Source organism: Micromonospora sp. NPDC007220 (assembly GCF_040634035.1).
GTDB lineage: Bacteria > Actinomycetota > Actinomycetes > Mycobacteriales > Micromonosporaceae > Micromonospora > Micromonospora reichwaldensis.
Genome location: NZ_JBEYEU010000004.1, coordinates 391,314 through 402,927, shown reverse-complemented (window position 1 = coordinate 402,927; position 11,614 = coordinate 391,314). Strand labels below are relative to the sequence as shown.

Annotated in this window: 11 protein-coding genes and 1 pseudogene; 7 read left to right on the top strand and 5 right to left on the bottom strand. The window is 74.0% G+C overall.

All coding sequences use genetic code 11. From position 1 onward, the window contains the following. A pseudogene (locus ABZ573_RS12435) lies at window positions 1–919 on the bottom strand (class I SAM-dependent methyltransferase); the annotation flags it as partial. 202 nt (window positions 920–1,121) lie between these two features. On the opposite strand from ABZ573_RS12435, the gene ABZ573_RS12430 reads away from it, so the two are divergent. The 3 genes from ABZ573_RS12430 to ABZ573_RS12420 all read left to right on the top strand — a co-directional run bounded on the left by ABZ573_RS12430 (window position 1,122) and on the right by ABZ573_RS12420 (window position 3,125). After that, entirely contained in the window at window positions 1,122–1,676 is a 555-nt protein-coding gene (locus ABZ573_RS12430) for a hypothetical protein (protein ID WP_358117855.1), read from the top strand. Between the two features lie 104 nt (window positions 1,677–1,780). Next, the gene (locus tag ABZ573_RS12425; RefSeq protein WP_358117852.1) at window positions 1,781–2,383 is read left to right on the top strand and encodes a DUF1349 domain-containing protein; all 603 of its coding nucleotides are present in this window, start codon (window positions 1,781–1,783) and stop codon (window positions 2,381–2,383) included. Between the two features lie 85 nt (window positions 2,384–2,468). Further along, window positions 2,469–3,125, top strand: a complete 657-nt coding sequence (locus ABZ573_RS12420; RefSeq protein ID WP_311412091.1) for a DedA family protein — start codon at window positions 2,469–2,471, stop codon at window positions 3,123–3,125. 229 nt (window positions 3,126–3,354) lie between these two features. Here the strand turns inward: ABZ573_RS12420 and ABZ573_RS12415 are convergent, their stop codons facing one another. The 4 genes from ABZ573_RS12415 to ABZ573_RS12400 form a co-directional block, all read right to left on the bottom strand. Continuing rightward, window positions 3,355–4,758 carry a cellulose binding domain-containing protein gene (locus ABZ573_RS12415; RefSeq protein ID WP_358117895.1) on the bottom strand — a complete coding sequence of 468 codons (1,404 nt, stop codon included), beginning with the start codon at window positions 4,756–4,758 and terminating at the stop codon, window positions 3,355–3,357. A gap of 219 nt (window positions 4,759–4,977) precedes the next feature. Then, a complete protein-coding gene (locus tag ABZ573_RS12410; RefSeq protein WP_358117849.1) occupies window positions 4,978–6,402 on the bottom strand; it encodes a carbohydrate-binding protein in 1,425 nt (474 codons plus the stop codon). 73 nt (window positions 6,403–6,475) lie between these two features. Continuing rightward, window positions 6,476–7,225, bottom strand: coding sequence for a membrane protein insertase YidC (locus tag ABZ573_RS12405; protein WP_151457082.1), 750 nt, complete (start codon window positions 7,223–7,225; stop codon window positions 6,476–6,478). A 93-nt stretch (window positions 7,226–7,318) separates the two neighbouring features. Beyond that, window positions 7,319–7,612: a DUF6412 domain-containing protein gene (locus ABZ573_RS12400; protein WP_311413083.1), complete on the bottom strand. Its 294-nt coding sequence runs from the start codon at window positions 7,610–7,612 to the stop codon at window positions 7,319–7,321. 316 nt (window positions 7,613–7,928) lie between these two features. On the opposite strand from ABZ573_RS12400, the gene ABZ573_RS12395 reads away from it, so the two are divergent. The 4 genes from ABZ573_RS12395 (at window position 7,929) to ABZ573_RS12380 (ending at window position 11,476) form a co-directional block, all read left to right on the top strand. Then, the gene (locus ABZ573_RS12395; RefSeq protein WP_225852466.1) at window positions 7,929–8,399 is read left to right on the top strand and encodes a hypothetical protein; all 471 of its coding nucleotides are present in this window, start codon (window positions 7,929–7,931) and stop codon (window positions 8,397–8,399) included. Next, on the top strand, window positions 8,396–8,785 hold the full coding sequence (locus tag ABZ573_RS12390; protein WP_358117844.1) for a hypothetical protein: 390 nt from the start codon (window positions 8,396–8,398) through the stop codon (window positions 8,783–8,785). The genes ABZ573_RS12395 and ABZ573_RS12390 overlap by 4 nt, the downstream gene beginning before the upstream one ends. Before the next feature lie 149 nt (window positions 8,786–8,934). Next, window positions 8,935–10,083 (top strand): glutamate--cysteine ligase, encoded by a 1,149-nt coding sequence (locus ABZ573_RS12385; protein WP_358117841.1) that lies wholly within the window; start codon window positions 8,935–8,937, stop codon window positions 10,081–10,083. A 13-nt stretch (window positions 10,084–10,096) separates the two neighbouring features. Beyond that, window positions 10,097–11,476 (top strand): FAD-dependent oxidoreductase, encoded by a 1,380-nt coding sequence (locus tag ABZ573_RS12380; protein ID WP_358117838.1) that lies wholly within the window; start codon window positions 10,097–10,099, stop codon window positions 11,474–11,476. Window positions 11,477–11,614 lie beyond the last annotated feature (138 nt).

The window sequence follows — 11,614 nt, the reverse complement described above, 5'->3', positions numbered from 1 at the left end:
CGTTGCGCCGGTAGAAGAAGACGTTCGGGTTGGCGAAGACGCCCTGCGCCTTCTTGTGGACGCACTCCTCGAACAGGTGCCGGGCCACCTCGACGCCGATCAGGTCACTCTCCCGCAGGGCCGGCTCCCGGTCGGCCAGCTCCAGGACGGCGCCCGCGCCGCAGCCGACGTCGACGATCCGCCCCGGTCGCACGTGCTCGCGCACCGCGTCCCACTTGCGCTGCGCGGCGTCGCTGAACGCCTCGGCGTACGTCCGGTAGTCGCGGGTGGCGGTCAGTCCGCCCTCGTCGCCGACCACCGGGTCGTTCACCACGGAGCGGACCAGGTCGTCGAGCCGGTAGCGGCGGTACACGTCGACGGTGGCCGGGTGGGTGAGGTCCCGCCACGACGGGTCGTCGTCGGCCAGCCGCAGCAGGACGTCCCACGGCCGGACCGGTGTCGGCTCGACGTCGGCCTCCACCCCGGCGATCCGGAAACCGAGCCGCTCGTACATCGCGGCGACCTCCGGCGTGGAGCAGGCGACCACCGTGTCCGCCGGGGTCAGCTCCAACCCGGTGGACGCCGCGACGGTCTTCAGGGTCACCTCGGCGAACCTGTCGGTCGGTACGGTGTCGAACACCGGCACCACCACCGACCGGAGCCCGGCGAGGACGCTGAACCGTTCGATCGCCGCCTCCCGCCGGTGGTACGGGACCGGGTTGCGCCGGGTGTTCTCGTGGTTGGCCGAGGTGACCGCCCACACCACGGTCGCGCCGCCGGCGTCCTCGCTTCCGGTCGTGCCGCCGGCGTCCTCGCTCCCGGTCGCGCCGTCACCGTCGGCGAGGGGGTCGTCGCCCTGCGCCGCGAGCTGGCGGAGGTACCCGGCCTGGAAGCGGGTCAACAGGTGGTGGCGGCCGGGAAAGAGCAGGTAGCGGGGCATGGCACGTTCCTAGCCGATGCCCCGCGTGCGGTGCGCGGCAGGGGTGGGTGGCACCGACCGGCAGCGGGCCGGCAGCCCTCGGCGGAGAACGGGCACCGCCCCCGGACCGGCCCGCCGTTACATTGGAGACATCAGCAGTCAACGATCTGGGCGCAGCCCGTCCGGAGCCGGCTCCGCGTCGCGCAGCCCGGACTGGGCCGCGGTGGGCGCGATCGCCGGTGTGGTGGCCACCGTGCTCACCCTGCTCACGTACGTGCTGCCACGGGAGCCCTCCGTGCCGCCGCCGGCCTCGGGAGCCGGAGCGGGGCCGTCACCGGGGCCCGACCCGACCACGCCCGACCGGGCCAGGCCCGACCGGACCCCGCCGGACCAGACGACCGCGCCCGCGGCGGACGCCACGAAGGACCACCCCGTCACCAGGACGCCGCGGCCGCCCGCCCCGGGTCGACTGCCGTCGCTGGCGCCGCTGCAACCGGCCGGCTGCGAGGAGGCGCTCGCCGTCGTCGACCGGTTCTACCGGACCTCGGGTTCGACCCGGCAGAGCCGGCAGGCCGCGGCCACGACCGCGTACCAGGGCATGATGGGCGCGAGCCTCCAGGCCGAGGGCGGCGTCCACCAGGCCACGGTGGCACTGTCGCAGGACTTCTCCGAGCTGCGCTTCATCCTGTCGGGCATGGTCGCGAGCGACTACGAGGTGGTGCAGGCCAGGACGGACCGCGACGCCCAGCACCTCCGGGACGTGTGTGACGCCGGCTGACGGCACCGCCACGTGACACCGGACGGTCGCCCCGGCCGGCAGCCACCCGACGCGACCGGGCCCGTGCCGGCGTCCGGGCGGGCCACGGCGGTACGGTCGCCGACATGGGTGACGCGGAACGACCGGTCGACTGGGCCGAGGGTGAGTGGTGGAACGAGCCGGTGCGGGTCGAGAACGGGCCGGCGGGCGAGTTGCTGGTGCAGCCGGCCGAGGGCAGCGACCTGTGGCGGCACACCTCGTACGGCTTCGTCCACGACGACGCCCCGGCGCTGCTCGCGCCGCTGCCCGCCGGCGAGGCGATGGAGGTGGCCTTCGTGCTCGACTACGGCGAGCAGTTCGACCAGGCCGGCGTGCTGGTGCGGGTGGACGACCGGAACTGGGTCAAGGCCGGGGTGGAGGTCAGCGACGGCGAGCCGCAGGTGGGTGCCGTGGTGACCCGGGAGGTCTCCGACTGGTCGGTCGCCGGCGTGCCGAGGTGGGCCGGGCGGGAGGTGACCGTCCGGGTCAGCCGCGACGGGGACGCGCTCACCGTACGGGCCCGCGCCGACGACGAGCCGTGGCGGCTGGTCCGGCTCGCACCGCTGGCCCCGGACGCGGTGGCGACGGCCGGGCCGTACTGCTGCTCCCCCACCCGGGCGGGCCTGCGGATCCGGTTCACCGGCTGGCGACGCGGGCTGGCCGACGCCGCGCTGCACCCGGAGGAATGAACCCGGGTGGCCCTACTCACGGGCAGGTGTGACGGCCGGGCCGCAGGGTAGATGTCTCTGATCGGACCCGGCCGAAAGGATCGCGATGGCACTCGCCGAGAACGTCGACCCGACCGAACTCGGCGGCCTGACCGGGTGGGTGGCGGGGGTGATCGACGCCGCCGGCGCCGTCGGGGTGGCCCTGCTGGTCGCCCTGGAGAGCATCATCCCGCCGATCCCGAGCGAGATCGTGCTGGCGATGGCCGGCTACCTGGCCAGCGAGGGACGGTTCAACGTCGTCCTGGTGGGGCTCGCCGCCACCGCCGGCTCCCTGGGCGGGGCACTGGTCCTCTACTGGCTGGGCGCGGCTGCCGGCGAGGACCGGCTCAAGCGCTGGCTCGACCGGCTGCCCCTGGTCGACCTGGACGACCTGGAGAAGGCCGACCGCTGGTTCGAGCGACACGGCCGGTGGGCGGTCCTCTTCGGCCGGATGATGCCGGTGGTCCGCAGCCTGATCTCCATCCCCGCCGGGGCCAACCGGATGCCGCTGCCGGAGTTCATCGTGTTCACCACGCTGGGCAGCGGCATCTGGAACGCGCTCTTCGTCGGCCTGGGCTACGCGCTCGGCTCCCGCTGGCAGCAGATCGAGCAGTACAGCAAGTGGTTCGACTACGGCATCATCGCCGTCTTCGTCGTGATGATCGCCTGGTGGGTGATCAAGAAGACCCGTCGCCGCCGCGCCCACGCCGACGCCACCCCCTGACTCCCACCCACCCCCGCCGCACCCGCCCCGCCGCACCCGCCCCGCCCCAACCCGCCGCACCTCGCCGCGCCGCGCCGCGCCGATCATGCAGTTGTGGTGCCGGTAGTGACCACATACGCGGCTTATGCGGACCACCACAACTGCATGATCGACCCTGTCGGGCCGTTGACGCGGGCGGGCGGGGAAGAGCGGGGGCAGGAGGGGCGGGGTCAGGAGGGGCGGGGAGGGGTCAGGGGAGGGTGTCCAGGTGGGGGGCCACCGTACGGGCGAAGGTGTTGCCGTTGCTCACGTCCCAGTTGACCGACCAGGTCATCGCGCCGCGGATGCCCGGGTAGGTGCGCGGCGGGCGGAAGCTGCCGCAGTTGGTGCCCCGGGCCAGGCAGTCCAGCGCCGCGTTGACCACGCTGGGCGCGACGATGCCGCCACCGGCCGCGCCGGGACCGGCCGGCAGGCCGAGGCCGACCTGGTCCGGACGCAGGCCGGCCTCCAACTGGATGCAGGCCAGCGCGACGATGAAGTTCACCGTCCCCTGGGGGTACGCGGCGTTGCGGTCGCAGCCCAGCATCGCCCCCGAGTTGTAGAACTGGGTGTTGACGACGGTGAGGATGTCCTTGATGTCGAGCGCCAGCTTGAAGTAGCTGCTGGCCGGGGACTGCATGTCGATGGTCTGCGGGGCCATCGCGATGATCAGTCCGGCGCCCACCTTGGCGCGCAGTGAGCGCAGCGCCTGGGCCATGTAGGTCGGGTTGAGCCCGTTCTCCAGGTCGATGTCGACGCCGTCGAAGCCGTACCGCTTGATCAGCGCGTGGACGCTGTCGCTGAACGCGGCGGCGGAGGCGGCGTCGTTGACCGCCACCCGGCCGGTCTCGCCGCCGACGGAGATGATCACCTTCTTGCCCCGGGACTGGAGGGTCCGGACGTCGGCGGAGAAGTCGGCGTCGGTGTAGCCGCCGAGGGCGGCGGACAGGCCGGGGTCGATGGCGAAGGCGACCGCGCCGGGGGTGGCGGTGGCGTCGGCGAAGGCGACCGCGACGACGTCGTACTCGGCCGGCACGTCACGCAGCCGCAGCTCGACGGCCGGGTTGTCGAAGTTGTGCCAGTACCCGGTGAGGATGTGCTTCGGCAGGCCGGTGTTCGGCGGCGGGCTCGTCGGGGGCGGCGTGGTCGGGGGCGGGGTGGTCGGGGGTGCCGTCGTCGGCGGCGCGGTGGTGGGCGGCGCGGTGGTGGGGCTGGTGCCGCCACCGCACGCCGTGCCGTTGAGCTGGCAGTTGGTGGGCGAGCCCGGCCCGGCGCCCAGAAAGCCGAACGAGACCGAGGCGCCCGGGGCGAGGCGACCGTTCCAGGACCGGTTGGTGAAGGTGTGCCGCTGGCCGGACGAGGTCAGCAGCGCGTCCCAGTAGCTGCCGAGAGTGGTGCCGGCCGGCAGGTCGAAGGCGACGGTCCAGCCGTCGACCGTGGACCCGCCGCCGTTCGTGATCGTGTACTTCCCCTCCCAGCCCGATCCCCAGTCGGACGTCTTGACGAAGCTGGCGGTCACCCCGGCGGCGAACGCGGGCATCGCCACCCACACCGCGCCGAGCGCCGCCACCACGGCTGTGACCAGCGAGAACACCAGAGATCTAGATCTTTTCACGACACCCTCCACACCCGGATGCCATCCATCGGCATCGACATTGACGCCTATTATTAGGAGTGTTAACTGTTTCTGTCCAGAGCAGGCCGACGGGAGCCCCCGGCAACAGCCGGGGGCTCCACGGGACTCAGCGGACAGGAGCGGGCTCAGCGGGCTCGGGGAAGCAGCGGGATCAGCGAGCTCCAGCAAGCCCAGCCGGCCCCAGCGGGCCGAGCAGGCTCAGCGGCGGAAGGTGAACCAGTTGACGTTGACGAAGTCGGCGGGCTGCCCGCTGCTGAAGGTCAGGTAGACGGTCCGGCGGCCGGTCGGGCCGGCGACGTTGCCGGGAACCGAACGCCAGCTCTGCCAGCCGCCGGTGTTCCCGATCGCGAAGCTGCCGATCGTCGGGCCGGTCGGGCTGTCCAGCCGGACCTCCACCAGGCCGCTGACCCCGCCCGCCGCGCCGGACGCGACCCGGGCGACGAAGTCGCGTGGCGGGCTGGCCCCGAACTCGACGTTGTCGAACCGCACCCAGTCGCCGTTGCGCAGTGCGCCGATGTTCTGCCCGCCCTCGGCGCACGCCTCGACGAGCACCCCGTTCTGCCCGTTGAACGACTCCGCCTGGATCGTCGCGTACGCGTCGCGCACCCCACCGGGCGGTGGGGTCGTGGGCGGCGGGGTCGTGGGCGGGGGCGTGGTGCCGCCACCCCGGCTGTACACCGCCACGTAGTCGACAAGCATCGGACGGCCGGGGACGGTGGCGGCGGTCGGCGTGGCGCCACCGGCCACCCCGTTCGGGAAGGCCCCGCCCATCGCCACGTTGAGCAGCAGGAAGTAGCCGGCGTGGTTGGTCATCTGCGACCAGTACGGCTCGCCGACCCGGGACTGGCTGACCGAGTGGTAGAGCTGGCCGTCGACGTACCAGCGCAGCTGCTGCGGGCTGGCCGAGGCGTCCCACTCGAACCGGTAGGTGTGGAAGGCCGACTGGCAGGTGCTGCCGGGGCAGGCCCGGGACGCGCCGATGCCGTTGAACTCGTCGCACGGCCCGCCGGGGGCCACGCCGCAGTGCAGTACGCCCCAGACCGAGTTGAGGCCGTTGACGTTCTCCATCACGTCGAACTCGCCGATGCCCGGCCAGTTCTGGTAGTTGCCCCGGTACGGCGAGCCGAGCGCCCAGAACGCCGGCCAGTAGCCGGACGCCTGGGCCCCGGTGACGTTGGGCATCTGGATGCGGCCCTCGATGGCCAGCACGCCGCCGGACGGCGGCTTGAAGTTGCTGCGCACGGTCTCGATCCGGGCCGAGGTCCAGCGGCCCGAGGCGTCGCGCAGCGGGGTGATCCGCAGGTTGCCGCCGCCGTCGTGACTGACGTTGGCGGTGCTGTTGGTGTACGTCTGGATCTCCCCGGTGCCCCAGTTCGGCGGGCCGCCGGGATAGCTGGTGCCGGTGTCGATGATCCAGTTGCCGGCGGACGGCAGGGTGCCGGCCGCACCGGTGAAGTCGTCGCTCCACACCAGGCTCCAGCCGGGCGCGGGCGCCGGGACGGCGGCGTTCGCCGTCACGGTCGTGCCGACCAGTGCGGTCGCGGCGGCGGTGAGGAGGGTCAACGCCAGGGTCAGCCGGCGTCGCGGGGGCAGGGCGGCGGGCGCCGCCGGGGCAGGTGTCATTTGACGTGCCTCTCTGCGGGGAACGGGCGAGAGAGCGCTCTCTCAGGAGTTGTACGTGCCGGCTCCGCAGATGTCAACGCCCATCGATGCGGGCTGGCTCGGGGCGCGGGCGGCGCAGCACCGCCTGCTCCCCCGCCGACCAGGCGGTGGTGGTGACCAGGTAGATCACCGCCGCCAGCGGCAGCACCAGCGCCACCAGCACCGTCGTGTACGGCAGCAGCGGCAGCAGCCGGCCGAGCACGGCCGCGCCCGGCCCCTCGGTCGGCGTACCGGCCACCGTTCCCGTCGCCGCCGCCGCGCGCCGCATCCGCCGCGACGTCCACCAGGCGAGCACGAGCAGGGCCGCCAGCAGGGCGCCGAACAGCGGCAGCGCGCCGCCGACCGCCCCGTCGCCGAGGTGGTGGCCCAGCGGCACACCGGCCAGGCGCTCGGCCAGCAGCCCGGTGCCGCCCTCGGCGGTGGTGAAGAGCCGGTACATCACCAGCAGGAACGGGGCCTGGAGCAGCAGCGGCAGGCAGCCGGACACCGGGCTGGCGCCGTTGGCCCGGTAGAGCGCGAACAGTTCGCCCTGCAACCGGGTGGGGTCGTCCGCGTACCGCCGCTGAAGCTCGCGGACGTCGGGGGCGAGCGCCGCGCGGCGCCGCTCCCCGCGGACCTGCATGAGGGTCAGCGGCGAGATCAGCAGCCGGACGACGACGGTGAGGGCGACGATGGCGGCGGCCGTGGCCGCGTCGCCGGCCAGCGGTTCCAGCAGGGTGGTGAACCAGGTGAGCGCGCGGCCGGCGGCGCCGACGGCGTCGTGCAGAGGTGCGAAGGCGAGCATGGGTGACCCCTCGGTCCGATTCCGGGTGCCGGTCCGGCGGGAAGGCGGGTCGCCGGACGGGCGGATGGCGGCGGAATCGGCCGCGCGGCGGTGCTACGCGGCCGAGGGGAACGGCCCGGGCGCGCGGGGACGGGGACGCCCGGCGGCGTCCGGGTCGACCTGTCGCGGCACCCGGCGGCGGCGGGCCCGGGCGCGCAGGGCGGCGGCGCGGCCGGCCCGGGGCGTGTCGACGACGCCGGCCGCGTGCGCCGCGAGCGCGACGGCGAGCAGCGCCACCGCGGCGAGCGCGGCCCCGGCGAGCAACCCGGCCGGGCGGTCGGCGAGCAGGGTCAGGTGGGCGAGGGCGTACGCCCACGTCCCCAGCACGATCCCCAGCAGCCCCGGCACGCCGACCAGCCTAGGACCCGCTGTCACGCCACCCGGCCCAGTTCGCGCAACCGGCCTCCCGCACCCGCTCTGACCTGCGCTTATGCGACAGGTCCGGGGTGGACGGAGGCGCGGCGGAAGTGGTACGACTTGGGTGCGTCGACAGCCGACGCCGGTGTGTCGTCCTTCTCGGTCGCCGGTGTGCTTCCGCGTCGTCGGGATGCCACGCCGACCCGGGCGGTGGGAGCGGGTCCTCCCGGTACACCGTCGGCACCGGGCGCCCGCCCCGGCCGACGGGTCACCTCGACGAGGTGGCGGGCCATTCTGAGGAGCTGCCGTGCCCCACAACCGAATCCGATCGAGGCACCAGCCCTTCGAGATCGCCATCATGGCGACCGCCCCCGTGTGCGGCGTCCTCCTGATCGTCCTCGACGTCCGGCCGCAGTCGGTGGAGATGGCCATGCCGGGGCCCATCCAGGCGGGGTGGGAGTCGGGCCTCATCGTGGCCGGCGTCGCCGGGCTGCTGGGCGTGCTCTGGCCGGGCCGGCTCTCCACCGGCCTCGGGATCGAACTCGCGTCGGTGCTCGCGCTGGGCACGATCACCGGCATGTACGCCGTCGCCCTGGCGGTGGTCGCCGGCGCGCAGGGGGTCGCGGCGATGTCGTTCGTCGTCGCGGTGGCCGTCGGCTCCGGGTGGCGCGCCGTCCAGATCGCGCTCGACCTGCGCCGGCTGGCCCTGGCCGGCCAGGCCACCCAGTTCGCCGGGGTGGCCGTCGGTGGCACCTTCTCCGCCAGGGGTGGGACGTGAACGCCACGGCGCCGGCCGCCCCGCACTGGGTGCAGGTCCTACTCTCCGTCCTCGGCGTGCTCGGGGGGACCGGCGGCCTCGCCGTCATCGCCACCGTCATCGTGCAGCGGGGCAAGTTCAAGGCGGACGCCGCCGACACCCTCACCGACGCCGCCCTCACGCTGGTGCAGCCGCTGCGCACCCGGGTCGCCGAGTTGGAGGAGGCCGCGCTGCTCACCCGGGCGCAGCTCGACTCGGCCCGCGAGCAGGAACGGCAGCTGCGGGCGACGGTCTGGGACCTGCGCCAGACCCTGGACCGGTGGCGGGAGGCCATCCTGGCCCCGGACGCCACGCTGCGCCGCGTCCGCGCCCTGGTGCGCGACGGCGAGGACCGCTGGCCACGGTGACCTGCGGGTCGCGCACGGCGTGATCCCCTTTGCGGGCGCGCGGCGGGCGACACGCCGGGGCCGCGTTTCTCCGCCTCCGCACGGTGGGTAACCACTGACCGACCCCGCGCGGACGGACCGCTGCCGGGCGCGAACGGACGGTGGTGACGATGACCGGCCAGGTGGCGGAGGCTCCGAGCGGTACGGCCGAGGGGACCAACCTGCTCACGGTGGGTGTCGAGGAGGAGTTCCTGCTCGTCGACCCGCACACCGGGGCCGCGGTGCCCGCTGTCGACCTCGTCATGGAGCAGGTGCCGCCCGAGCTGCGCGGTCAGGTGGAGCGGGAGTTCCAGACCAGCCAGATCGAGATCGGCAGCCCGCCCGGCCTGGAACTCTCCTCGATCCGGCACTCCCTCGGCGTGCTGCGGGCCGCGCTCGCCGACGCGGCCGAGCGGGCCGGCGTACGGCTGCTCGCCATCGGCACCGGGCCGGCCGACGGTCCGGTGCCCCCGGTGGTCGACAAGCCCCGCTTCGACCGGATGATCGAGCGGTTCCGCCTGCTGGTTCCCGGCCCCGGCAACAACGGCATGCACGTGCACGTCGGGGTGCCCGACCCGGAGACCGGCGTGCAGGTGCTCAACCACGTCCGGCCCTGGCTGCCGGTGCTGCACGCCGTCACTACCAACTCCCCCTTCGCCAGGGGCGAGGACACCGGGTACGCGAGCTGGCGGTCGGTGGAGTGGGAGCGCTGGCCGTCGGTGGCGCCCACCCCGTACCTGGAGTCCCACGAGCACTACGAACGGCTGATCCGGCAGTTGATCGCCAGCGGCGTGATGCTCGACGAGGGGATGCTCTACTGGTACGCCCGCCTGTCGGCCAAGTACCCGACGGTGGAGATCCGCATCGGTGACGTCTGCCCGTCGGTGGACGACGCGGTGCTCGTCGCCGCGCTGGTCCGGGCCATGGTGGCGACCGCGATGGACGACATCGCCGCCGGGCGGCCGGCCCTGCGTACCGACCACCACCTGCTGGTCGCCGCGCACTGGCGGGCGGCCCACGACGGGCTGGAGGGGGACGGCGTCGACCTGACCGACGGCGAGCTGCGGCCGGCCTGGGAGCTGTTCGACCAGCTGATCGAGCGGCTGCGCCCGGCGCTGGAACGGCACGGCGACCTCGACGAGGTGACCGGGCTCGTCGCGGGGCTGCGCCGGCACGGCAGCGGGGCGGCCCGGCAGCGCGCCGTCTTCGCGCGTACCGGCAGGCTCGTGGACGTGGTGGAGGACGTCGCGCGGCAGACCCGTGGCGCGGGCCGCTCGTGACAGGATGATGAACGTGGCGCAACGGCTGATCGTCATCGGTGGGGACGCTGCGGGAATGGCGGCGGCGTCGCAGGCTCGACGCCGGCGGGACCGCGGCGACCTGGAGATCGTCGCCTTCGAGCGGGGGCACTTCACGTCGTACTCGGCGTGCGGCATCCCGTACTGGATCAGCGGGCTGGTGCCCGAACGGGACCAGTTGATCGCCCGCGCCCCGGAGACGTTCCGGGAGAAGTTCGACATCGACGTCCGGCTCCGGCACGAGGTGACCGCCATCGACCTCGACCGGCGCGAGGTCACCGCCCGGGACCTCGACGGCGGCGGCGAGGTCCGGGAGCGTTTCGACACCCTGATGTACGCCACCGGGGCCGTGCCCAAGAAGCCCGACTGGGCGGACACCGACGCCGGCGGGGTCTTCGGGATGCAGACCCTCGACGACGGCGCCGCGCTGCGCGACTGGCTGGACGCCGAGCCCCGGCCGCGCCGGGCGGTGGTGATCGGCGGCGGCTACATCGGCGTGGAGATGGCCGAGGCGCTGATCCAGCGCGGGCTCGCCGTCACCCTGGTCGAGCAGGCCGAGCAGCCGATGGCCACCGTGGACCCGGACATGGCCGAGCTGGTCACGGACGCGATGCGGGGCATCGGCGTCACCATCCGCACCGGTCTCGGGGTGACCGGCCTGGAGGAGACCGACGGCCGGGTGTCCGCGGTGGTCACCGCCGAGGGGCCCATCCCCACCGATGTGGTCGTCCTCGGTCTGGGCGTACGCCCCAACACGGCGCTCGCGGAGGCCGCCGGCCTGCCGCTGGGCGTCACCGGCGGGATCCGGGTCGACCGCCGGATGCGGGTGCAGGGGGTGCCGGACGTCTGGGCGGCCGGTGACTGCGTGGAGACCGTGCACCGGGTGACCGGGCTGCCGGTGCACGTGCCACTGGGCACCCACGCCAACAAGCAGGGCCGGGTCGCCGGCATCAACATCGGCGGCGGGTACGCCACCTTCGCCGGGGTGATCGGCACCGCCGTCACCAAGGTCTGCGACCTGGAGGTCGGGCGCACCGGGTTGCGCGAGAAGGACGCCGCGGCGGCGGGGTTCGAGTTCGTCTCGGTGATCGCCGAGTCGACCAACCGCGCCGGCTACTACCCGGGCGCCCGGCCGATGACGGTGAAGCTGATCGCGGAGAAGCCCAGCGGGCGGCTGCTCGGGGCGCAGATCGTGGGCTGGTCCGAGGCGGCCAAGCGGATCGACACCCTCGCGGTGGCGCTGTGGAACGGCATGACGGTGGACGACATGACCGCGCTCGACCTGGGCTACGCCCCGCCGTACGCCCCGGTCTGGGACCCGGTGCTGATCGCCGCCCGCAAGGCCGTCGACGCCCTGGCTGCCGTCGGCCGCTGAGCGTCAGGTGTGAGGAAGGGGCCCTTCCTGTCGCGCAGGCGACAGGAAGGGCCCCTTCCTTGCGTGCGGCTGTCGGGGGTGGGGGTTAGCGTGTGCCCGCTCGCGCCCCACCGGTCACGCCAGGCCGGTCGCTGACCC

Bases quoted from the DNA above. Each gene is read 5' to 3' on its own strand.
- ABZ573_RS12425 (WP_358117852.1), top strand. From the start codon at position 1,781: ATGGGTGACGCGGAACGACCGGTCGACTGGGCCGAGGGTGAGTGGTGG.
- ABZ573_RS12420 (WP_311412091.1), top strand. From the start codon at position 2,469: ATGGCACTCGCCGAGAACGTCGACCCGACCGAACTCGGCGGCCTGACC.
- ABZ573_RS12410 (WP_358117849.1), bottom strand. From the start codon at position 6,402: ATGACACCTGCCCCGGCGGCGCCCGCCGCCCTGCCCCCGCGACGCCGG.
- ABZ573_RS12405 (WP_151457082.1), bottom strand. From the start codon at position 7,225: ATGCTCGCCTTCGCACCTCTGCACGACGCCGTCGGCGCCGCCGGCCGC.
- ABZ573_RS12385 (WP_358117841.1), top strand. From the start codon at position 8,935: ATGACCGGCCAGGTGGCGGAGGCTCCGAGCGGTACGGCCGAGGGGACC.